Here is a 22,210-nt window from a genome sequence, read left to right as displayed (position 1 = left end):
TTAGCTCGCCAAATGAGCATTCTGATCACGGTTTCAACGCCGTATGGCCGACGCGCAGCAGATCATGGACGTCCACGCACATTGCCCCGGCAGCTGCCGGGGCAGTAAGCTGACCCCGACATCCATCAACTCACGGACTCGCCCGTCTTGAGCCAGCCAGCAGCCTCCGCGGCCAACCGCGTCATCACCCTGAATCTCGAGCCCAACGATCCCCAGCGCCTGGCCAACCTCTGCGGCCAGCAGGACGAGCACCTCAAGCTGATCGAGGAACGCCTCGGCGTCACCCTGCGCAACCGGGGCAACGTCTTCCAGCTGGCCGGCCCCGGCCCCCGGGTCAAGGCCGCCTCCAACGTCGTCGAGCATCTCTATCGCGAGACCGAGGCCGGCGAGCTGACCCCGGACACCGTGCACCTGTTCCTGCAGGAATCCGGCCTCGAGGCCTTGGAAGAGGAAGAAGGCGGCAGCGGCGACGGCGACGTCCTGCTGCGCACGCCCAAGGCGCTGATCAAGCCGCGCGGACTCAACCAGCAGAGCTACGTCTCGAGCATCCGCGACCACGACATCAACTTCGGCATCGGCCCGGCCGGCACCGGCAAGACCTACCTGGCCGTTGCCGCCGCGGTGGAGGCGCTGAACCAGCAGCAGGTGCGCCGCATCCTGCTGGTGCGCCCGGCGGTCGAGGCCGGCGAGAAGCTCGGCTTCCTGCCCGGCGACCTGGCGCAGAAGATCGACCCCTACCTGCGCCCGCTGTACGACGCCCTGTACGAGATGATCGGCTTCGAGCAGGTCGCCAAGCTGATCGAGCGCCAGATCATCGAGATCGCGCCGCTGGCCTACATGCGCGGCCGCACCCTGAACAACGCCTTCATCATTCTCGACGAGAGCCAGAACACCACCCGCGAGCAGATGAAGATGTTCCTGACCCGCATCGGCTTCGGCTCCACCGCGGTGATCACCGGCGACATCACCCAGGTCGACCTGCCCCGCGGCCAGGCCTCGGGGCTGATCCAGGTGCTTGACGTGCTCAACGGCACCCCGGGCATCGGCGTCACCCACTTCGCCGCCAAGGACGTGGTACGCCACCCGCTGGTGCAGCGCATCATCGAGGCCTACGACCAGTTCGAGGCCAAGGAAGAGGCCCAGGCCCGCGCCAAGCGCGAGGCCCGCGAGCAGGAGCGCGAGGCCATCCGCCAGGAGCGCCTCGAGCGCCAGAACGGCCGCGAGGAAGACGAATGAGCGCCGCCGAGATCGACCGCCAGACGGCCATCGACGCCGAGGGGCTGCCGAGCCAGGATGCGCTGGAGGCCTGGGTGGGCGCGGTACTGGCCAAACAACCCGACGAGACGCGCCATGAGCTGACGGTGCGCTTCGTCGACGCCGAGGAAAGCCAGGCGCTCAACCGCGACTACCGCAGCAAGGACAAACCCACCAACGTGCTGTCCTTCCCCTTCGAGTGCCCGCCGGGCGTGCCGCTGTCGCTGCTCGGCGATCTGGTGATCTGCCACCCGGTGGTGGTCGATGAAGCCCTCGATCAGGACAAGGCGCTCGGCGATCACTACGCTCATATGGTGGTTCACGGCACCCTGCACCTGATGGGCTACGACCATATCGAGGACGACGAGGCCGAGATCATGGAAGCGCTGGAGCGAGAGATTCTCGCCGGCCTCGGCATCGCCGACCCCTATCGGGCCTCCGGCCCGGCGCATCGCGATTCCGACCCCGATGACGAGAGAGCCGACGCATGAGCGAAGACCGATCGACCGGCCAGGGCCAGAGGTCCTGGCTCGATAAGCTGTTCAGCGCGCTGTCCAGCGACAGCGACGAGCCGAGCTCGCGAGACGAGCTGCTGGAGTTCCTGCGCCAGGCGGCGACCCGCCTCAAGCTCGAACAGGACGCCATGATGATCATCGAGGGCGCCCTGAACATCAGCGATCAGCAGGTCCGCGAGGTGCTGATCCCGCGCTCCCAGATCACCGCCATCGGCCTCGACCAGCCGCTGGAGGAGTACCTGCCGCTGATCCTCGAGACCGGCCACTCGCGCTATCCGGTCGTCGGCGAGAACCTCGACGAGGTGAAGGGCATCCTGCTGGTCAAGGACCTGCTGCCGCTGCTGCGCCAGGGCCAGGACAGCGAACATCCCTTCCGGCTCGAGGAGGTGCTGCGCCCGGCCATGTTCGTGCCGGAATCCAAGCGCCTGAACAGCCTGCTCAAGGAGTTCCGCGACACCCATAATCACATGGCCCTGGTGGTGGACGAATACGGCGGCACCGCCGGCATCATCACCATCGAGGACATCCTCGAGGAGATCGTCGGCGACATCGAGGACGAGCACGACACCGACGAGGAAGAAGACATCCGTGCCCTCGACGAGTCGCGCTATGCGATCCGCGCCCTGACCCCCATCGAGGACTTCAACGAGCGCTTCGGCACGCGCTTCTCCGACGAGGAGTTCGACACCCTCGGCGGCCTGGTGATGCAGCGCTTCGGCCACCTGCCCGGCCGCGGCGAGCACACCGAGATCGGCGGCTGGCGCTTCACCGTGCTCAACGCCGACAACCGCCGCATCCGCCTGCTGGAAGCCGAGCCGGCCTCGGCGTCCGCCGAGGACTGATCCGCTCACCCGTTGCCCCAGGCCCTTTTCCGCCGGCTTTTTTCACCAAGGACGGTGCCATGACGCCCCCTCGCCTTCATCGGTTCCTCGGGCCCCTGGCGGCGATCGCCGCCGGCGTGCTCACCACGCTCTCCGCCGCCCCGTTTCAGCTCTGGTGGCTGGCCCCGGTGGCCGCCGGCCTGCTCTATGCCGGGCTGCCATCGCTCAATGCCCGCCAGGCCGCCTGGCGCGGCTGGTGCTACGGGCTCGGCCTGTTCGGCACCGGCGCGTCCTGGGTCTATGTGTCGATCCACGACTACGGCTATACCGGCGTGCCCCTGGCGCTGGCGCTGACCGCGCTGTTCGTCGCCGCCCTGGCATTGTTCTTCGCCGTCACCCTCGGCCTCTACCGTCGCCTGTGCGGGCCACGGCTGTCGGTGCTGACCTTCGCCGGCGCCTGGGTGCTGGGCGAGGCGCTGCGCACCTGGCTGTTCACCGGCTTTCCCTGGCTGCTGCTGGGCAGCGGCCAGGTGGACTCGCCGCTGGCGCCCTGGGCGCCGGTCGGCGGCGTCTACCTGCTGTCGCTGATCGTGGCCCTGACCGGGGCCCTCGGCGTGTCGCTGCTGCGCCGCCGCTGGTGGGCCGCCCTGCCGCTGGCCGCGCTGTGGCTGGTGCCGCTGGCGCTGCCCGCCCAGTGGACGACGCCCGCCGGCGAGCCGCTGCGCGTTGCCCTGCTGCAGGGCAACCTGCCCCAGCTGATCAAGTGGACGCCGGAGGGCCAGCGCCAGGCCGCCAACACCTATCTGTCGCTGACCGCCCGGCTGGATGACGCCCCGGACCTGGTGATCTGGCCCGAGGCAGCGCTGCCGATGTTCGCCGACCAGGCGCGGCCGATCCTCGAGCGCGCCCAGACCCTGCTGCCGCCCCAGAGCACGCTGCTCACCGGCATCCTGACCCGCGAAGACGGCCGCTACTACAACGGCGTGCTCGACGTCGACGACGGCGAGACCTACCTCAAGCGCCACCTGGTGCCGTTCGGCGAGTACCTGCCGCTGGAGGCCCTGCTGCGCGGCGCCATCGCCTTCTTCGACCTGCCGATGCCGGCCATGACCCCGGGGCCGCAGCACCAGGCGCCGCTGGACGCCGCCGGCACCCGCATCGGCAACGCCATCTGCTACGAGATCATCTACGCCGACCTGGTGGCCCGCCAGGCGCGCCGCTCCAACGTGATCCTTACCGTCTCCAACGACACCTGGTTCGGGCACTCGATCGGCCCGCTGCAGCACCTGCAGATGGCCCGGCTGAGGGCGCTGGAGAACGGCCGTCCGGTGATCCGCGCCACCAGCAACGGCGTCACCGCGCTGATCGACGACCAGGGCCGGGTCACCGACCGGGCACCGCAGTTCGAGGTCGCCACGCTGACCGGCGAGGTCACGCCGATGCAGGGCCTCACACCCTTCTCGCGCACCGGCAGCTGGCCGATGTGGCTGCTCGGCGCGCTGCTGGTGCTGCCGGGGCTGCGGATTCGCCGCAAGGGGTGAGGTGCGAGGTGCGAGGTGCGAGGTGCGAGGTGCGAGGTGCGAGGTGCGAGGTGCGAGGTGCGAGGACAGCCTGAGCCGCCGCTCGGATAGCACAAGGGGCGGCCTAGCCGCCCCTTGCTCCTTACCTCTCGCATCTTTCCCCTAACCCCTTACTCCTGCGCTTCCCCGAGCACTTCCGGAATGGTCATGCGGACGAACCGCCCGGGCGCCGGCTCCAAGATATCCAGCTCGCCGTCGCCGGGCTGGCGCGCCGGCACCCTCTTCTCGGCGTCGGCGTAGCCGTTGTCGGTCATCCAGGCCTGCCAGTTCGGCCACCAGGAACCCTCGTGGGCCTCGGCCCCTTCCAGCCACTCCTCCGGGGTCGGCGGCAGCTCGTCGTTGGTCCAGAAGCCGTACTTGTTCTTGTGCGGCGGATTGACGATGCCGGCGATATGGCCGGACCCGCCCAGCACGAACTTGACCGGCCCCTTGGGCAGCAGCGCGCCGTGGTAGGTGCTGTTCCACTTGGCAATGTGGTCGTCCCGGGTGGAGACGAAGTAGCTCGGCACCGAGATCTTGCGCAGGTCGATCTTCACGCCATCGAGCTCGATGCCGCCGGGCTCGACCAGGCGGTTCTCGGCATAGAGGTGACGCAAGTACCAGCCGTGGGTGGCCGCCGGCAGGTTGGTGCCGTCGGTGTTCCAGTACAGCAGGTCGAAGGGCGCCGGCACGTCGCCCTTGAGGTAGTTGTTGATGTAGAACGACCAGAACAGATCGTTCTCGCGCAGCAGGTTGAACGAATAGGCCATGATGCGGCCATCCAGGTAGCCGTCCTGCTCGAGCTTGGCCTCGATACCGCTGAGCACCGGCTCGCCGAGGAAGACGCCGATCTCGCCGGGATCGCGGAAGTCCCACAGGCTGGTCATGTAGGTCGCCGACTTGACCTTGCGCCCGCGCCGGGTGCTGGTCAGATAGGCTACCGTGGAGCCCGCGAGAGTGCCGCCGACGCAGTAGCTCAGCAGGTTGACCGACTTCTCGCCGGTGGCCTGCTCGATCGCCTCCATGGCGCTGATCGGGCCCAGCTGCATGTAGTCGGCCCAGGTCAGGTCGCCCTGCTCGGGGCCCGGGTTGCGCCACGAGATCAGGAACACGGTGTGGCCCTGGTCCACCAGCCACTTGACCAGCGAGTTGTCCTGGCGCAGGTCGAGGATGTAGTACTTGTTGATCCACGGCGGCACGATCAGCAGCGGCGTCTTGAACACCTGCTCGGTGCTCGGCGCGTACTGGATCAGCTGGATCAGCTCGTTCTCGTACACCACCGAGCCCGGCGTGACGGCGATGTTCTCGCCCACGCTGAAGGCACTGCGGTCGGTCATGGTGACGTTCAGCCCCTCGGCGGAGGCCAGCAGGTCCTGGCGCAGCCGGGCCAGGCCCTCGACCAGGTTCTCGCCGCGGGTCTCGATGGTGCGGCGCATCACCTCGGGATTGGTGGAGACGAAGTTGGTCGGCGCCATGGCGTTGACCAGCTGGCGCGCGTAGAAGGCCAGGTTGCGCTTCTGCTCGGCGGAGAGCCCGTCGAGGCGCTCGATCAGCTCCTCAACCCAGCGCGAGAACAGCAGGTACTGCTGCATGATGGCGAGATAGTGAGGATCGCTGGTCCAGGCCTCGTCCTGGAAGCGGCGATCGCCCCTGGCCGGCGTGACCAGCGGTTCCACGGCCTCGCCGGCCATGGCGCGCATGCCGTTCTGCCACAGCTGGAACTGGTCCTGCACCAGGCGCGCCTGGGTCTCCCACAGCAGGGCCGGATCCTGCATCAGCGATTCCGCCCCGGCCTGGAAGGCCTCGCGCATGTGGGCATAGACGGACTGGGCCGCGTCGTCCGGCACCATCCGCGGAATCAGCTCCTCCAACAGGGCCTTGTACTCCTCGCCGATCGCCTGGACCTGGGCGCCCCAGGCCTCCAGATCGGCCTGCGAGAATGCTTCACTCCCTGGCTGCATTGACACCTCCTGTCGCGCTGCCATAAACGAAAGACCACCGCCCCTCGCACCACGGGGCGGTGGCCATCACCTAGCGGGTCGAACGATCAGCTGGCGCTGCCGCCGCTGTGCTTGCGCGCGGCCTGGCTGGTGGACTTGGCCGGCGCCGGCTTCTCGGCGGTCGCGGGCTTTTCCGCCTCGGGCTTGGCGGTAGCGGCGGGCTTGGCCGCCTGGCCGGCCTGCTCGGCAAAGGCCTGACCGGATTCGGTGTAAAGCTGCTCGAGTTCGGCCTTGAACTTGAGGCTCATCTCGCCGAGCGTGCGGGCGTCTTCCAGCATCTGCTGGGAGAGCTCGTTCATCATCTCGGCCTGGCGGGTGCCGAAGTCGCGCAGGCTGTCGGCATCGGTGATCTCGGTGGCGTCGCGCAGACGCTCGGTTCCCATCTGGCTGTAGCGCTTGAGGGACTCCATCTGATACTCGCTGACGCGCTCCATGTTCTGGAGCATCAGCGAGTTCAGCTTGCGCATGGGCTCGAAGAACTGACGGGTCTGTTCGTTGATGGCATCGAACGTCTTGTCCTGCATGGTCGCTCCTCCCGAAGGAATGCTGACGAAAGCCGTGCTGCACTGCACAAAGACTAGTCTTGCATGCCTGCCGTTGCAAGCGCATGACAGGCGTCAAGTCCCGCAGGAAAAGCGCGCGAGCCGCGCACGGCATCAGCCCTCGCGCTTGCTCCGGGAGCGGGCGCTGGCGGCCGAGGCCTTGGCGCCGGCGCCGCCCTTGGCATCATCGCCGTCCTGGCTGCCGTCGTCGCCCTCGCCGGCGCCGCTTCGCCCTCCCGCGGCGGCCTTGCTGAGCATGTCGAGCATCATCTGCTGATAGTTCCCGAAGCTGGCCAGGCCCTGGGACAGCCCCTGCTGGAAGCCGGGCTGCTGGAACATCGACTGCTGCAGGAAGGGCTGCATCAGGCTCATGGGGTCGTAGCCCTCGACGCCGGACTCCATCTGCTTCTGGATGCGCGCCAGCAGCTCCTGCTGGAAGGCCTCCACGTCGGGCAGGCCCAGGGCGCGGCGAAACTCGTCCGGGGTCAGGTCGAACTCGACGTTGATCTTCATATGACCGCCTTGTCGAAGATGAATGGCTGTGCCGTCAGTGTAGCAGTCGCGACCTCAGGACAGCCGCGGCGTGCTCACGCTGACGTCGGCGTTCTGGCCGCGATGGCGCAGCAGATGATCCAGCAGGGTCAGGGCCATCATCGCCTCGGCGATCGGCGTGGCGCGAATGCCCACGCACGGGTCGTGGCGGCCCTTGGTGACCACTTCCACCGGATTGCCGTCCAGGTCGATGGACCGGCCCGGCGTGGTGATGCTGGAGGTCGGCTTGAGCGCCAGATGCGCGACGATCGCCTGGCCGCTGGAGATGCCGCCCAGCACGCCGCCGGCGTGGTTGGAGAGAAAGCCCTCCGGGGTCATCTCGTCGCGATGCTCGCTGCCACGGCTCGACACCGAGGCGAAGCCGTCGCCGATCTCCACGCCCTTGACCGCGTTGATGCTCATCAGCCCGTGAGCCAGCTCGGCGTCCAGTCGATCGAACACCGGCTCGCCGAGCCCCGGCGGCACGCCCTCGGCGACCACCGAGACCTTGGCGCCCACCGAGTCCTGATCGCGGCGCAGCTGGTCCATGTAAGCCTCGAGCTCCGGCACCCGGTCCGGGTCGGGGCAGAAGAAGGGATTCTGCTCGACGGCGTCCCACTGCTTGAAATCGATGGCGATGGGGCCGAGCTGGCTCATGTAGCCACGGATGGTGATGCCCTGGCTCGCCAGGTACTTCTTGGCGATGGCGCCGGCCGCCACGCGCATGGCGGTCTCGCGGGCGCTGGAGCGTCCGCCGCCGCGATAGTCGCGGATGCCGTACTTGTGCTGGTAGGTGTAGTCGGCGTGGGCCGGGCGGAACTGGTCCTTGATCTTCGAGTAGTCCTTGGAGCGCTGGTCGGTGTTCTCGATCAACAGGCCGATCGAGGTGCCGGTGGTCACGCCCTCGAAGACGCCGGACAGGATGCGCACCCGGTCCGGCTCCTGACGCTGGGTGGTATGACGCGACGAACCGGGGCGGCGACGGTCGAGGTCGCGCTGCAGGTCCTCCTCGGTCAGCGGCAGGCCCGGCGGGCAGCCGTCGACGATGGCGCCGAGCGCCGGGCCGTGGCTCTCGCCGAAGGTGGTGACGGTGAACAACTTGCCGAAGGTGTTGCCGGACATGGGCGTGCCTCTTGACTGCTCAGCTGAAGGACGCCGCATGGGCGTCGAGTTCCGCGGCGGTGAGGGCGAACACGCCCTGGCCGCCGCGCTCGAATTCCAGCCACAGGAAGGGCACCTCGGGGAAGGCGGCCTCCAGGTGGCGATCGGAGTTGCCGACCTCGACGATGAGCACGCCGTCGTCGGTCAGATGGTCGCGGGCCTCGCGCAGGATGCGCCGCACGATGTCCAGGCCGTCGTCGCCGGCGCCCAGCGCCAGGCCCGGCTCGTGGCCGAACTCGGCGGGCATGGTGGCCAGGTCGCGCGCGTCCACGTAGGGCGGGTTGGAGACGATCAGGTCGTAGCGCTCCCCCTGGAGACCGGCGAACAGGTCCGACTCCACGGCCCGCACCCGGTCGGCGACGTCATGGCGGGCGATGTTCTGCCGCGCCACCGTCAGCGCCTCGGGGCTGATGTCGGCCAGGTCGACCTCGCAGGTCGGCAGGTACAGGGCGGTGGCCAGGCCGATGCAGCCCGAGCCGGTGCACAGGTCGAGCACCCGGGCCGGCGGCTCCATCGGGAACCAGGCGCCGAAGCCGTGCTCGATCAGCTCGGCGATCGGCGAGCGCGGGATCAGCACCCGCTCGTCGACGCTGAACGGCAGGCCGGCGAAGAAGGCCTCGCCGAGCAGGTAAGGCAGCGGGCGACGGCTGGTGATGCGCTCGCGCACCAGGGCCACGATGCGGGCCCGCTCCATGGGCAGCAGGCGCGCATCCTGCACGCCGGGATCGACGTCCCACGGCAGGTGCAGGGCGCCGAGCGTCAGCGCCACGGCCTCGTCCCAGGCGGAGTCGGTGCCGTGGCCGTAATGCAGGCCGGCCAGGTGGAACTCGCTGGCGGTCCAGCGCAGGCAGTCCCTGAGCGTGATCAGCCCCTCGGCGAGGGCCTCATCGGAGAGCGTCAGGGTCGAAGCGGACGAGGAAGCGGAAGGTTCGGCCACGAGACATCCTGTGGTTGACGGTTGGAAATCGGCAAGGCCCGTGATTGTACCCGCGGCGGCGGTTCACAGCCACGTCAGGGCCGGTATACTCGGGTCTCTCGCGACGCGCCCGCCGAGGCCGACGCGTCGCCATCATCCCGTTTCCCCCGCCACCGCCAGAGAGCCTCGAGAGAGCCCCATGAGCCGACGCCGCCACCGCCCCGACGACGACGAGATCAGCGCCTTCCGCCAGGCCCTGAGCGACGCCGGCGTGCGTCCGCTCGCGAGCAACCGTGCCGATCCGGGTCGCCCCCGGCGCGCCGACGAGGCCGCCCGGGCGCGGCGCGAGGCCGCCACCTCGGCCGGCGAGGACGCCGCCAGCGGGCGCACCTCGGACGGTCGGGTGGAGGCGGTGCGCCCCTCGGAGTATCTGGATTTCTTCCTGCCGGACATGCCCTATCGCGACCGCCAGCAGCTCAAGCGCGGCCAGCTCGCCTGGGAGGCGGGGCTCGACCTGCACGGCTACACCCTGGAAGAGGCGCGCGCCGAGCTGGAAACCTTCCTCGCCGACGCCGCCGCCAACCGCGCCCGCTGCGTGCTGGTGGTGCACGGCAAGGCCTGGACCGGCCAGGCCGATTACCCGGTGATCAAGAGCCACGTCAACGCCTGGCTGCGTGAATGGCCCAGCGTGCTGGCGTTCTGCTCGGCCACCGAGGCCGACGGCGGCACCGGGGCGGTCTACGTGATGCTGCGCCGCCAGCGCGACGGCCGCTGAACGCTAGGCGTTCTCTTCCCGATCATCCGTCGCGCTCGGCGTGACCGGCCGCGCCTCCACCACCTCCGGCCCCGAGACCCGGCCGAGCCCCTGCTCGCGGCGGTCGAGCGCCTCCCGGGCCAGATGCCGCCCCAGCGCGATCAGCGCCTCGGCGCGGTGGAACTCGTAGGCCCCGCAGACCGTCTTGGGCACCTCGATCAGCACGTCCGGCGGATAGCCCGCCACCTTGTACTTGGCCAGCGCCGCCTGGGCGATGTCGAAGGACGCCAGGATCATGTCCAGCCGCCCCCAGGCGCGGCGGCCCGGCTCGGGCTCCGCGGCCTCGGCGGATTCACCCTCGCTGCCGTTGCCGAACAGCCGCCGGGTGGCGCCGCGCACGCCCTCCATCCAGCCGCCGAAGTCGACCGCGCCCTTGTCCCGCGCCACCTCGCGGGCCTGCTCCTCGGCCGCCTCGTCGGGCGGCAGCAGGGCCTCCAGGGTGACCGGCTGGGAACTCTGGGCGGTGACGTTGACCGCCATCACCAGGTCGGCACGGGTGGACACGGTGGGCATGATCGGCAGCGGATTGAGCAGCCCGCCGTCGACCAGCACCTGGTCGCCGCGATGGACCGGCGTGATCACGCCCGGCACGGCGATGGAGGCGCGGATCGCTTCCAGCAGCGGGCCGTCCTGGAACCACACCTCGCGCTGGCGGGTCAGGTCGGTGGCCACCGTGGTCACCGGAATCGGCAGGTCCTCCAGGCGGATGTCGCCGATCAGCTCGTCGAGCTTGCCCATCACCTTGTTGGCCTTCATGGCCCCCATCGGGCTCCAGGTGACGTCCACCAGACGCAGCACATCGAAGTAGTCGAGCCGGCACACCCACTCCTTATAGCGGTCTAGCTGCCCCGCCGCGTACACGCCGGCGACCAGCGCGCCCATGGAACAGCCCGACAGCGCCACCACCTCGTAGCCGCGCGCCTCCAGCTCCTCGATCACGCCGATATGGGCATAGCCCCGGGCGCCGCCGCTGCCCAGCGTCAGCGAGACCCGACGCCCCTCGCTTTCCCGTCTCGCGTTCATCGTTCGTCCCCCGTCACGCCTGGCCGGCCACGATCGCCTCGGCCACCGCCGCCACCCGGTCCGGCTCCAGATGCAGGTGATGCCCGCCCGGCAGCACGCGCCGCTGCAGCTCGCTCACCGCGGCGCGGGCCCGCTGCGCCCGTTCCCGCTCGCCGAGGATCCCCGCCTCTCCCTCCACGCACAGCACCGGGCAGCGAATCGCCGCCAGCATGGCCGTCGCCTGCTCGGGCGTGAAGCGCACCGGCGACGCCCGCAGCAGGCGTGGATCGGTGCGCAGGCGCAGACGGCCATCATCCTCCTCGGCCAGGTTGCGCCTGACCAGCGGGCGGGCGGTCTCGGCGTCGATCGGGGTGACGCCGCCGGCCACCCGGGCCGCCACGGCACTCTCTTCATCAGCATAGCGCGGCGCCCGGGACGCCGGCCGGCGATGGGCCCGCAGCCCCTTGCGCAGCTGCGCCGGCGCATCAAGGGCCTCGGTGGTCAGCACGCCGAGCCCGTCGATCAGGCGCAGCGCCGCCACGCGCTCCGGCACGGCGGCGGCCAGCAGGCAGGCCACGCCGGCGCCCATGGAATGACCGAGCAGCGTGGTCCGCTCGACGCCGAGCTCGTCCAGGGCATCCAGCGCGTCGTGGCAATAGTCCCAGATCGCATAGTCATCGTTGCCCGGCCGGTGCCGAGAGTGGCCGTGGCCGGCGAAGTCCAGCGCCACCAGGCGAATGCCCAGGCGCTCGAGCAGCAGCGGCGCCAGCCGCGTGAAGCTGGCGGCGTTGTCGAGCCAGCCGTGCAGCGCCAGCCAGGTCGGCGCCGTGCTCTCGCCCCAGGCCAGGGCGGCGAGGCGGCCACCGGCCAGCCGCAGCGGTGTCGGCGCCGTCATGGCGTGGTCTCCAGCATCTCGTCGATCATCGCCGTCAGGGCACGCCGGGTGGCGTCGGGATGCTCCATGGGGAACATGTGGCCACCCGGCACCTCGGCCAGGCGCACGCCGCGGCGCTTCAGCCGCCGGCAGCGATGCGGCGTCAGCAGGTCGGACTCGCCCCCGGCCAACACGCCTACCGGTACCTGCAGCAGGTCGGGCAGCGTATCGAGATGGTCGGGCAGATGACGGAACACCGCGACCTCGATATCGGGGTCGAACAGCAGCACCACGCGGCCGTCGTCCAGGGTGCGGGTACCGCCCTCCACGTAGTCGTCGAGGGCCTGGTCGGTGAAGTTCCGGAACAGTCGCCGACGGCGCAGGTAGTCGCGCATGGCCTGGGCACTCGACCAGCTGTCGCGACGGCCGAGGGTCTTGCCCGCCGGCGTGAAGCGGTCGGTCAGCCCCAGGCGCTTGACCGCCTTCATCGCCAGGGCATCGAGCCCCAGCATCAGCGGCGGGTCGAGCATCGTCACGCAGCGGAAGCGCTCCGGGGCCTGCTCGGCAGCCATCGCCATCAGCACGCCGCCCATGGAATGGCCGACGCCGATCACCGGCTCGTCGAACTCGGCCAGGCGCTCGAGCAGCTCGTCGCGCAGCGCCAGCCAGTTGTGGCCGACGGGGAAATCGGGGTGATGGCCGAGGCGGTCCAGAGGATGGACATCGAAGCGCTCGGCCAGCGGTGCCAGCAGGCTGCGATAGCTCTGGCCCGGAAAGCCGTTGGCGTGGGCGAAGACCAGCGGTGGAGGGGCATCGGTGGCGTGTCGGCGCATGGCATCATCCGTGTTGAGGCGCGGGGCGCGAGTGGCGATGGCAGGCTAACGAGAATACCATGGGCCGCCAAGTCGTCTTTCGGCCACCCCGTCCAACGGAGTCCCGCGTGAATCCCCACAAGCCGCCCCGCGATACCCGCCTGCGCAACCGCCTGTTCTTCGCCACCGTGATCGCCGCCATCGTGGTCGGCCTGTGGCTGGCCCGCTGAAGCGAGCCGGCCTCAAACGCCCCTCTCCATGCCGTGTCAGCTGTCGCGATAGCGGGCGTACATGTCGCGCGAGCGCTCAAGATGCTGCTGCATCGCCGTGCGGGCCGCCGGGCCGTCGCGCTCGAGGATGGCCTCCAGGATGCGCACGTGCTCCTCGTTGACCCGCTCCAGATAGCGCGCCGTGCCGCGTGGGTCGATGTCGGCGCTGAGCAGCTTGGCCCGCGGGATCATGCTGTCGCTCAGCGGCTCGTAGAGGCGGTCGAAGCAGTCGTTGTGGGTCGCCTTGATGATGGCGTGATGGAAGGCGAAGTCCTCGCGACGCGCCTGTGAATGCGCCGCCTGGGCGGCGACGAACTCGGCATGGCGCGCCTCCAGCCGCCGGCGGTCCTCGTCGTCGTGGCGCAGGGCGGCCAGTTCGGCGGCCCGCGGCTCCAGGGTCAGGCGCAGCTCCAGCACCTGCAGGATGTCCTCCACGGTGCGCGGGCTGACGTGCACCGCCGGGCGCGCCTCGGCGGCCTCGTTGCGCAGCACCGTGGTGCCGACGCCGCGGCGGGTCTCGACCAGCCCCAGCGACTTGAGGTGCGTGACCGCCTCCCGGATCACCGTACGGCTGACCCCGAAGGCCTCGCACAGCTCGCTCTCGGTGGGCAGCTTGCTGCCCACCGGCACTTCGCCGGAGACGATGCGCCGCTCGAGCTGCTCCACGACCGCCTGGGACAGGCTGCCCGCTCGATTGACGCGCTGAACCTCCCACGTTCCCGATCTCGTCATGTCCGAATCCTTTGCCTTCGATGGCCTATCCGTCGGTCGCCTCGACGGCGGCGACGGGACACGCTCTATTTATCATACATCACACGAAAAGCCCTTCCGAACGGCATGGCCGGCGGCTCATGCGCTATCATCTCGCAGCCGTACCAGCTCACGATACAGGGGCTCGGGAATCGCACCCCGTACTCCCGGCTGCGCCGTCGGGCCGCCCCCTCGCTACGTGTGATGGCGGCAGTTTCCCCTGAGTATCGAATGAGGCGATGGCACGGCATCGCTCAATCGTCGGGGTGGCCAAGGGTGACGAACTTGCCGCCCTGATAGACCACCGCCGGGTCGTCCGGATCGATCTCACCCGCTTCGGCCTCGACCTCGACGCGCCAGGGCTCTGAACTGTCGCGGGGCATCCAGCCGAGGAACGCCGCCTGGCTGTTGTCCCACCAGCGCTCGGCGTTGGCGGAGGCGCCATAGACCACCGTATAGGCCAGCTTCGGCGCGGCGAAGGCGCGCTCGAGCAGGGCCACGAAATCCTCGACGCTCAGCCAGGTCGCCAGCATGCGCGTGTCCGCCGGCTTGGGGAAACAGGAGCCGATGCGCACGCTCAGCGTCTCGACGCCGAACTTGTCGTGGTAGAGGCTGGCCAGGTCCTCGCCGAAGCACTTCGAGACCCCGTAGAGGGAATCGGGACGGTGCGGTACCCGGCTGTCGATCCGGGTGCTGCGCGGGTAGAAGCCGATGGTGTGGTTGGAACTGGCGAACACGATGCGCGGCTTGCCCAGGTTGCGCGCCGCTTCATAGAGGTTGTAGGTGCCGATAATGTTCGACTGCAGGATGCCCTCCCAGGGCTTCTCCACCGACACGCCGCCCAGGTGAATCACGCCGTCGCAGTCCGCCACCAGGGCGTTGACCGCCGAGGCATCGGCCAGGTCGCAGGATACGAGCTCCTCGTGCTCGGCCGCCTCGCCCAGGTCGGCGACGTCCGACAGCCGTACCTTGTGAGCCAGACGCGCAAGGTGGGGGCGAATGGCCTTGCCCACGCCGCCGGCGGCGCCGGTCACCAGAATTCGATTCAGCATCAGGTTGTCTCCTTCGCGTTCGCGTCGCTCCCGGCCCCGAAGGACGGGAGCGAATGAAAAAAGTGGGGGCAGCATCGAGTGTTGACGTCAGTCGACGCCGAAGCCATAGAGTGCGGCCGGGTTGTCGACCAGGATCTTGCGTCGCGCCTCGGGGCTCGCCCATTCCAGCAGCACGTCGAGCTGCTCGGCATCGTCGGGGTACTGCGAACGCGGCACCCCGACGTGGGGCCAGTTGCTGCCCCACAGGATGCGCTCCGGCGCGTGGGCGATGACGCGCCGGGCGATGGCCCCGACATCGGCGTAATGCGGCCCGCCCGTCAGGCTGGCCTCGTAGCCGGCGCAGATCTTGAACCAGGCGTTGCCGCGATCGAGCAGCCGCAGGATCTCGTCGACCCGCGAATCGTCTGCCGCCACCGGGTCCATGAACTTGCCGATGTGGTCGATGATGTAATCGCCCTCGAGGCGGCGTAGCGCGTCACGGTAGTCGTCGAGATGGCGGCCGTTGAACTGCACCATTAGGTGCCAGTCCAGCGGTCGGATGCGTCGCTCGACCTCGGGCATGCGCTCGATCGGCACCGCGCCGCCGGGCAGCTGCATGATGCGCGCGCCGCGCACGCCTCTCTCGTGCCAGGCCTCTAGCTCGCGGGGCGAGGTCTCCGGCGTCACCGCCGCCACGCCGCGGGCGCTGTCGGTGCCGAGTTCGGCGAGCGCCTCGAGCAGCGCTGCGTTGTCGGTCTGGTAGGCGTTGGACTGAGTGACCACCACCCGTTCCAGCCCCAGGCGACGCTGTACGCGGCGATAGTCCTCGACCGTGGCGAGCTCGGGGATCGCCGGTCCGCCGGGCTGGGCCCGATGCCCCGGCAGGTAGAGATGGATATGACAGTCGGTAGCGCCGGGCGGTGCCTGGAGTCGAGGAGCAGGCCCGTAGAGGGGCCGAGTGTTGGCGGGGACCTCGGTCATGCGTCTTGCTCCTCGAGCGCGAACCGCCGCAGGGCATCGCGGTCGATGGCGATCCCCAGCCCCGGGCCGTCGGGAATGCGCATGATGCCGTCCCGATGCTCGAGGGGCGTCTCGACCACGGCCTGGCGGAAGGGGTTGGTGGTACGGTCGAATTCCATGATCGGCTCGAGGGGGCGACGACGCGGCGGATTGGGCGGCAGCGCGGCCATGGCCTGCAGGCTGGCGGCAATGCATACCGCCGTACCCCAGACGTGCGGCACCAGACGCACGCCGAACATCGCCGCCATATCGGCCACGCGGCGCATTTCCGAGAAACCGCCGACGCCGCAGACGTCCGGCTGAGCGATGTCCACCGCCCGAGTCGACAGCGGCTCGAGCATGGCGTAGCGGCCGTGCCAGTTCTCGCCGCTGGCGACGGGGATCGGCTGGCCCCGGCGCACGGCACGATAGGCGTCGAGCTGCTCGGGCAGCACCGGCTCCTCGAACCAGTCGATGCCGAAGCGCTCGGCGCGCTTGCCGACCTCGATCGCCTCGAGCACGTCATAGCCATGGTTGGCGTCGATCATCAGCCGCCGCTCGGGGCCGATGGCCTCACGCACGGCGGCGATGACGCGCAGGTCCTCCTCGACGTCGAAGCCGATCTTGATCTTGACGCCATGGAAGCCCTCCCGGGCATGGTCGGCCACTTCCTCGGCGACGTCCTGGACGCGGTCCACGCCGTCGCGGCGGAACGAGCCGGTGGCGTAGGCGCGGACCTCATCGCGGAAGCGCCCGCCGAGCAGCTCGCTGACCGGCGCGCCGTAGCGCTTGCCCTTGATGTCCCACAGCGCGATGTCGATGCCGCTCAGGGCGGTCATGGTCAGACCACGCTGCCCCTGGTCGCGCAGCCGGTTGTAGAGCTCGAGCCACAGCTTCTCGGTCTCGAGCGGGTCGGCGCCGATCAGCGCCCCGGCATAGAGCCCGACGATGGTGGCATTGGCCCTGGCCGGGCCCAGGCACTCGCCCCAGCCGACGGTGCCATCGTCGCAGACGATCTCGACCAGGCAGTGCTGGCGCCGCTCGAAGCGCATCGAGGCGCTCTCGAAGGCCTGGTCGAGCCGGTAGTCGAGGATGTGCGTGTGTACGCGTTCGATCTTCATCGTGGTTTCCTGTCCTGTCGCTTGCGATGAGCGTTACTGGAAGAAGGAAGGCAGCAGCAGCGACACCGCCGGTACGTAGGTGACCAGCATGAGCACCGCGAACAGCGCCAGGTAGAAAGGCCAGATGGTGCGCACCGTCTGCTCGATCCTGATCTTGCCGATCACGCTGCCGACGAACAGGCAGGACCCTACCGGCGGCGTGCACAGCCCGAGCCCCAGGTTGATCATCAGGATGATGCCGAACTGGATCGGATCCATGCCGAACTGGGTGGCGACGGGCAGGAAGATCGGCGTGCAGATCAGGATCAGCGCCGCCATGTCCATGATCATGCCCAGCCCGAGCAGCAGCAGGTTGAGCAGCAGCAGGATCACGTAGGGGTTGTCGGAGATCGCCAGCAGCGCGTGGCTCAGCATCTCCGGCACGCTGTACAGCGCCAGCAGGTAGGAGAAGGCCGAGGCGCAGCCCACCAGGATCATTACCAGGGAGGTCGTGCGCACCGACTGGTAGACGGCCTGCTTGAACGATTCCCAGCGCAGCTCGCGATACACCAGACCGGTGACCACGATGGCGTAGATGGCCCCGAAGGCGCCGGACTCGGTCACCGTCAGGATGCCCGAGAGCACGCCACCGACGATGATCACCGCCGTCAGCAGGCCGGGCAGCGCCGCGGCGAAGCTGACGGCCAGCGCCTGCCAGCCGGGGAAGGCCTCGCCGGCATAGCCTCGCTTGACGGCCACCACATAGGCCGCGACGGCCAGGGCCAGGCACATCAGGATGCCGGGCACGATGCCCGCGATGAACAGCTGGGTCACCGAGATGCCGCCGCCGGCGGCCACGGCGTAGAGGATCATGTTGTGGCTGGGCGGAATCACCACCCCGGCCACCGACGAGGTCACGGTCACGTTGACCGCATAGTCGGCGTCGTAGCCCTTCTCCTTCATCACCGGCACCAGGATCGAGCCCAGCGCCGAGGTATCGGCGACCGCCGAGCCGGAGATGCCGCCAAACAGCATCGACGACGAGACGTTGACCATGCCCAGCCCGCCGCGCATGCGCCCCACGGCCGCCGAGGCCAGGCGCACCAGGCGATTGGAGATGCCGCCGTGAAGCATCAGCTCGCCGGCGAAGATGAAGAAGGGAATCGCCAGCAGCGAGAACACCGAGATGCCGGACAGGATGCGCTGGAAGCCGACGAACAGCGGCAGCCCCTCATAGAGGAAGGTGACGACCGACGCCAGGCCCACGGCGAAGGCCACCGGCGCGCCGACGATCAGCCCCAGGAAGAAGACGCCGAAGAGGATCGTGAGTCCCATGAGATTACCTCCCCCGATGCGCGACGAGACGCTGGACGATGTTGGCGAGCGAGAACAGCATCATCAGCCCGCCGCAGATGACCAGCGGCAGTGCGCGCCAGCTTTCGGAGAGCCCGATCATGGGAATGGGGCGGCCGATGTTGTCCAGCACCATGATCCCGCCCTGCCAGGCCATGAAGGCCCCGAACAGGAGCACGAAGAGATCGGCCACGTGGCACATCAGCGTCCGCGGCAGCGCCGGCAGCCCCTCGCGCACCATCTCGATGCTGAGGTGGGTCCCGTTGCGCACGCCGGCGGCCGCTCCCAGGCAGGTCACGTAGACCACGATCAGCAGGGATGACTGCTCCACCCAGGTCGGGGTGTCGTTGAGCACGTAACGGCCGAAGACCAGCCAGCCGAACGAGGCGATCAGGAACACCAGCAGGATGCCCGACAGGGCAATGCAGGCATGAGCGACGCCATCCAGCACCTTGTCGACGGCGGATGGCGCCACCGCCTCCTCTTCCGCGTCGGCGGCGTGTTCAGAGTAAGCACACACGATATTCCATCCTTGCGGGGTTTCCCGACCCGAGGCCGGTGCCGGGAAACCGGGTGGGATTGGCAGGATCACTCCTGCGCGGCCTGGACGTCTTCGACCAGCGATTCGAGGTCAGGGTGCTCGGCGACGAAGTCGTCATAGATGGGCTGCATCTTGGCCTGGAAGGCGGCCTTGTCCTCGACCTCGTTGATCTCCACGCCGGCATCGAGCACCCGCTGGCGGCTGGTCTCGGCGCGCTCCTTCCACAGCTGGCGCTGCTCGACGGCCGCGTGCTGCGCCGCCTCGCGCACGATCCCCTGGTCCTCAGCGGACAGGGTGTCCCAGCTCGACTTCGCCACGCACAGGCACTCCGGCAGGATCAGGTGTTCGGTGAGGGAGTAGTACTTCGCCACCTCGTAGTGGCCGCTGGATTCGTAGGAGGGATAGTTGTTCTCGGCCCCGTCGATGACGCCGGTCTTGAGCGACTGATAGACCTCGCTGTAGGCCATCGGCGTGGCGTTGCCGCCCAGCTCGTCGATCATCTGCACGTAGAGATCGTTGTTCATGACCCGGACCTTGAGGCCCTCGACGTCGACGGGGGTGTTCACCGGATGATCGGTGTTATAGAGGCTGCGCGCGCCGGAGCCGAACCAGGACAGCGCCATCAGGTTCTTCTCTTCCAGCGCATCGGCGAAGCGGTCGCCGATCTCGCTATCCATCACCCGGTACATGTCATCGGGGCTCTTGAAGATGAACGGCAGCGACAGGATGTTGGTCGCCGACACGATCGGCCCCATCGGCCCCATGTTGAAGTTGGCGAAATCCAGGGCCCCGTTGCGGGTCTGCTCGATCGCATCCGGCTGATCGCCCAGCACGGCGTTGTGATAGATCTTGGGCTCGATCCTGCCTTCGGTCTTCTCCGCGACCTCGTCGGCGAAGCTCTCCAGGGCAATGCTGTTCGGGTAGGAAGGCGGATGGATGTTCCAGCCGCGCCACTGATCGGCCAGGGCCGAGGCCGAAGCGGCCGATACGGCGCCAGCCAGGGCGACGAGTGTCAGGGTCTTGCTGAGATTGATGGTCTTGTTGATCAGCATGACAAGCTCCTTGAGTGCAGGGTGAGGTGGCGTGTTGTGGCGAGGCATCTGCCCGTCGCCGGGCGACATGCAGCGGCGTTTCAGCCGCCCTCTTTCTTCCTGACGAGCGTCTACCGGCCGTGAACGCCCGCCCTCGACGAATGCCTGGAAATTAACGCGAGAAATCTATGTAATACATCATATGAATTACAAGCTAGACGGACGTCATATGACTGACAACGCCCCGGAGCGCTTTTCATACCAAAGTGCAATGAAACAGAGCCTGGGACGAAGCCAACGTCAGACCGCCGATGACTCGCGAGACGATCGCGTGACATGCGCCGATGTTGCCGCGGCTTTCAGGGGCGTTCGATCACCAGGAAGAGAGGGGTAAGCGATGGAAAGCATCCTGCACGGGACACTGGAAGTCAGTCTCCCGGTCTTCGCCATGGTGTTCATTGGCGCACTGCTGAAACGCCTGGGCTGGATCGATCAAGCCTTCGTCAATACCGCGTCCAGCCTGGTGTTCAAGGCCACCATGCCGACGCTGTTGTTCCTGAGCATCCTGCGCGCCGAGCCCGGCCGTGCGATCAACCTCGATCTGGTCGGCTTCTATCTCGGCGTGTCGGCCCTCGCCTTCGGGCTGATCTGGCTATGGGCTCTGCCCCGCTGCCCTCGCGAAGATCGCGGCGTCTTCGTGCAGGGCGCTTTCCGCGGCAACTGCGGCATCGTCGGCCTGGCGCTGTCGGCCAGCATGTACGGCGATCTCGGGCTGTCGCTCGGCGGCATCATGGCCGGCGCCATCATCGTGCTCAACCTGGTGCTGTCGGCCATCGTACTGGCGGTCTATAGCCCCACCATCAGCTCGCACCCCCTGGCGATCCTCAAGGACGTTGCGATCAATCCTCTCATCCTCGGCATCGTGGCGGCGCTACCGCTCAACTATCTGGGCGTGCAGCTTCCGGCCTGGCTGATGACGTCGGGCGACTACCTGGCCTCGCTATCGCTGCCCCTGGCGCTGATCTGTATCGGCGGAGGCCTCAGCGTATCGGCGATCAAGCAAGGCAGTGCGCTCTCCCTCGAGGCGAGCCTGTGGAAGGTCATGCTGATGCCGGCCCTCGGCATCCTGCTGGCCCTGCCGATGGGGTTCCGCGGCCCCGAACTCGGTATCCTCTTCCTGTTTCTGGGCAGCCCCAGCGCGGCGGTGGCCTACGTGATGGCCCGTGGCGCCGGCGCCAATGCCGCCCTGGCTGCCAGCATCATCGTGGTCAGCACCACGCTCAGCCTGTTCACCATCAGCGCGGGGATATTTACCCTTAAAGTCTTCGGGCTGGTATAGCACGACGTTCTCCTGGCGCCTCGCATCGAACAGCGTCTGCCGCCGCCTGCTCCCCGCTTCAAGCATAAAAAAGGCGGCCCGAAGGCCGCCCCAAGACGTGCTTGCTTGCCTGTTGCGATGCTGGACCTCAGGCCTCGCGCTGGCCGTCGACCAGGCGGCTGACGCCGGCCGGGTTGCCGTCGCGCAGGGCCTTGGGCAGCAGGCCCTGCGGCAGGTTCTGGTAGCACACCGGGCGCAGGAAGCGATGGATCGCCGCGCTGCCCACCGAGGTGGTGCGGGAGTCCGAAGTGGCCGGGTACGGGCCGCCGTGCACCATGGCGTGGCACACCTCGACGCCGGTCGGCCAGCCGTTGGCCATCACCCGGCCGGCGCGACGCTCGAGCGTCGGCAGCAGCGCACGGGCCGCATCCAGGTCGGCGTCGTCCATCTGCAGGGTGGCGGTGAGCTGGCCTTCCAGGGATTCCGCCACGCGCTTGACCTCGTCGAGGTCGGCGCACTCGACCACCAGCGAGGTGGCGCCGAAGACCTCGGCCTGCAGCGCCTCGTCGCTCATGAAGTCCTCGGCGGCGGCCACGAACAGCCCGGTCTGGCAGGCGTTGGGGCCGTCGCCGGCGGCGCCGCGGGCGACCTCGCGGGCCTTGCGGCTTTGAATGAGGCCGTCAACGCCCTGCACGTAGGCGTCATGGATGCCCGGGGTCAGCATGGTCTGGGCCGCGGCGCCCTTCACCGCCTCGCCGGCGGCGGCCACGAAGGCGTCCAGGCTCTCGCCCTTCACGGCGATGACCAGGCCGGGATTGGTGCAGAACTGGCCGGCGCCCATGGTCAGCGAGCCGATAAAGGCCTCACCCAGCGCCTTGCCGCGCGCCTGGAGCGCTTCCGGCAGCAGGAACACCGGGTTGATCGAGCTCATCTCGGCGTAGACCGGGATCGGCTCGGGGCGCGCCTGGGCGGCCTGCATCAGCGCGGTGCCGCCGCTGCGCGAGCCGGTGAAGCCCA

22 protein-coding genes are annotated in these 22,210 nt (G+C 68.6%); 6 read left to right on the top strand and 16 right to left on the bottom strand.

The genetic code is table 11. The features are described 5' to 3' along the window. The first annotated feature begins 147 nt into the window (after window positions 1-147). From MYL53_RS16450 to lnt, 4 genes are read left to right on the top strand one after another with little or no spacing between them, the layout of a single operon-like run. Window positions 148-1,236 carry a PhoH family protein gene (locus MYL53_RS16450; RefSeq protein ID WP_247855120.1) on the top strand — a complete coding sequence of 363 codons (1,089 nt, stop codon included), beginning with the start codon at window positions 148-150 and terminating at the stop codon, window positions 1,234-1,236. Further along, on the top strand, window positions 1,233-1,745 hold the full coding sequence (gene ybeY, locus MYL53_RS16445; protein WP_247855117.1) for an rRNA maturation RNase YbeY: 513 nt from the start codon (window positions 1,233-1,235) through the stop codon (window positions 1,743-1,745). The genes MYL53_RS16450 and ybeY overlap by 4 nt, the downstream gene beginning before the upstream one ends. Beyond that, on the top strand, window positions 1,742-2,611 hold the full coding sequence (locus tag MYL53_RS16440) for a CorC family transporter (protein ID WP_247855114.1): 870 nt from the start codon (window positions 1,742-1,744) through the stop codon (window positions 2,609-2,611). Before ybeY ends, MYL53_RS16440 begins: the two co-directional genes overlap by 4 nt. Window positions 2,612-2,670: 59 nt before the next feature. Beyond that, entirely contained in the window at window positions 2,671-4,131 is a 1,461-nt protein-coding gene (gene lnt / locus MYL53_RS16435) for an apolipoprotein N-acyltransferase (protein ID WP_247855111.1), read from the top strand. A gap of 149 nt (window positions 4,132-4,280) precedes the next feature. On the opposite strand, the gene phaC is transcribed toward lnt, so the two are convergent. The 5 genes from phaC to prmB form a co-directional block, all read right to left on the bottom strand. Continuing rightward, on the bottom strand, window positions 4,281-6,110 hold the full coding sequence (gene phaC, locus MYL53_RS16430; RefSeq protein ID WP_247855108.1) for a class I poly(R)-hydroxyalkanoic acid synthase: 1,830 nt from the start codon (window positions 6,108-6,110) through the stop codon (window positions 4,281-4,283). A gap of 86 nt (window positions 6,111-6,196) precedes the next feature. Then, complete coding sequence (locus MYL53_RS16425) at window positions 6,197-6,673, bottom strand: phasin family protein (RefSeq protein ID WP_247855105.1); 477 nt, start codon at window positions 6,671-6,673, stop codon at window positions 6,197-6,199. 132 nt (window positions 6,674-6,805) lie between these two features. Then, entirely contained in the window at window positions 6,806-7,204 is a 399-nt protein-coding gene (locus tag MYL53_RS16420) for a DUF6489 family protein (protein WP_247855102.1), read from the bottom strand. Window positions 7,205-7,258: 54 nt separating this feature from the next. Beyond that, the gene (gene aroC / locus MYL53_RS16415) at window positions 7,259-8,344 is read right to left on the bottom strand and encodes a chorismate synthase (protein WP_247855100.1); all 1,086 of its coding nucleotides are present in this window, start codon (window positions 8,342-8,344) and stop codon (window positions 7,259-7,261) included. 19 nt (window positions 8,345-8,363) lie between these two features. After that, window positions 8,364-9,320 carry a 50S ribosomal protein L3 N(5)-glutamine methyltransferase gene (gene prmB / locus MYL53_RS16410; protein WP_247855098.1) on the bottom strand — a complete coding sequence of 319 codons (957 nt, stop codon included), beginning with the start codon at window positions 9,318-9,320 and terminating at the stop codon, window positions 8,364-8,366. Between the two features lie 178 nt (window positions 9,321-9,498). Between prmB and MYL53_RS16405 the strand changes: the two genes are divergently transcribed. After that, complete coding sequence (locus MYL53_RS16405) at window positions 9,499-10,074, top strand: Smr/MutS family protein (RefSeq protein ID WP_152479545.1); 576 nt, start codon at window positions 9,499-9,501, stop codon at window positions 10,072-10,074. A 3-nt stretch (window positions 10,075-10,077) separates the two neighbouring features. Here the strand turns inward: MYL53_RS16405 and MYL53_RS16400 are convergent, their stop codons facing one another. The 10 genes from MYL53_RS16400 to MYL53_RS16355 all read right to left on the bottom strand — a co-directional run bounded on the left by MYL53_RS16400 (window position 10,078) and on the right by MYL53_RS16355 (window position 19,896). Then, window positions 10,078-11,136: a patatin-like phospholipase family protein gene (locus MYL53_RS16400; protein WP_247855096.1), complete on the bottom strand. Its 1,059-nt coding sequence runs from the start codon at window positions 11,134-11,136 to the stop codon at window positions 10,078-10,080. Between the two features lie 13 nt (window positions 11,137-11,149). Then, the gene (locus MYL53_RS16395; protein ID WP_247855094.1) at window positions 11,150-12,010 is read right to left on the bottom strand and encodes an alpha/beta fold hydrolase; all 861 of its coding nucleotides are present in this window, start codon (window positions 12,008-12,010) and stop codon (window positions 11,150-11,152) included. Further along, window positions 12,007-12,822, bottom strand: a complete 816-nt coding sequence (locus MYL53_RS16390) for an alpha/beta fold hydrolase (RefSeq protein WP_247855091.1) — start codon at window positions 12,820-12,822, stop codon at window positions 12,007-12,009. Before MYL53_RS16390 ends, MYL53_RS16395 begins: the two co-directional genes overlap by 4 nt. Before the next feature lie 245 nt (window positions 12,823-13,067). Continuing rightward, window positions 13,068-13,802 carry a FadR/GntR family transcriptional regulator gene (locus MYL53_RS16385; RefSeq protein WP_247855090.1) on the bottom strand — a complete coding sequence of 245 codons (735 nt, stop codon included), beginning with the start codon at window positions 13,800-13,802 and terminating at the stop codon, window positions 13,068-13,070. A 272-nt stretch (window positions 13,803-14,074) separates the two neighbouring features. Continuing rightward, entirely contained in the window at window positions 14,075-14,872 is a 798-nt protein-coding gene (locus MYL53_RS16380) for an NAD-dependent epimerase/dehydratase family protein (protein WP_247855088.1), read from the bottom strand. Between the two features lie 87 nt (window positions 14,873-14,959). After that, window positions 14,960-15,832, bottom strand: coding sequence for an amidohydrolase family protein (locus MYL53_RS16375; RefSeq protein ID WP_247855086.1), 873 nt, complete (start codon window positions 15,830-15,832; stop codon window positions 14,960-14,962). Further along, window positions 15,829-16,971 (bottom strand): mandelate racemase/muconate lactonizing enzyme family protein, encoded by a 1,143-nt coding sequence (locus MYL53_RS16370; protein WP_247855085.1) that lies wholly within the window; start codon window positions 16,969-16,971, stop codon window positions 15,829-15,831. The genes MYL53_RS16375 and MYL53_RS16370 overlap by 4 nt, the downstream gene beginning before the upstream one ends. 33 nt (window positions 16,972-17,004) lie before the next feature. Continuing rightward, the gene (locus tag MYL53_RS16365; protein WP_247855084.1) at window positions 17,005-18,285 is read right to left on the bottom strand and encodes a TRAP transporter large permease; all 1,281 of its coding nucleotides are present in this window, start codon (window positions 18,283-18,285) and stop codon (window positions 17,005-17,007) included. A 4-nt stretch (window positions 18,286-18,289) separates the two neighbouring features. After that, window positions 18,290-18,823 carry a TRAP transporter small permease gene (locus MYL53_RS16360; RefSeq protein ID WP_247855082.1) on the bottom strand — a complete coding sequence of 178 codons (534 nt, stop codon included), beginning with the start codon at window positions 18,821-18,823 and terminating at the stop codon, window positions 18,290-18,292. A 68-nt stretch (window positions 18,824-18,891) separates the two neighbouring features. Beyond that, window positions 18,892-19,896 (bottom strand): TRAP transporter substrate-binding protein, encoded by a 1,005-nt coding sequence (locus MYL53_RS16355; RefSeq protein ID WP_247855080.1) that lies wholly within the window; start codon window positions 19,894-19,896, stop codon window positions 18,892-18,894. A gap of 376 nt (window positions 19,897-20,272) precedes the next feature. Here MYL53_RS16355 and MYL53_RS16350 point away from each other — a divergent pair, with 376 nt between their 5' ends. Further along, window positions 20,273-21,214, top strand: coding sequence for an AEC family transporter (locus tag MYL53_RS16350; protein ID WP_247855078.1), 942 nt, complete (start codon window positions 20,273-20,275; stop codon window positions 21,212-21,214). A 127-nt stretch (window positions 21,215-21,341) separates the two neighbouring features. On the opposite strand, the gene MYL53_RS16345 is transcribed toward MYL53_RS16350, so the two are convergent. Beyond that, window positions 21,342-22,210 (bottom strand): aldehyde dehydrogenase family protein (locus tag MYL53_RS16345; protein WP_247855076.1); only part of this gene is annotated, 869 nt, incomplete at its 5' end.

The organism is Halomonas getboli (assembly GCF_023094245.1).
In the GTDB taxonomy this organism is placed as follows: domain Bacteria; phylum Pseudomonadota; class Gammaproteobacteria; order Pseudomonadales; family Halomonadaceae; genus Halomonas; species Halomonas getboli.
Note: the sequence above shows the minus strand (reverse complement) of the source record. Positions and strands in the feature narration are given on the sequence as shown.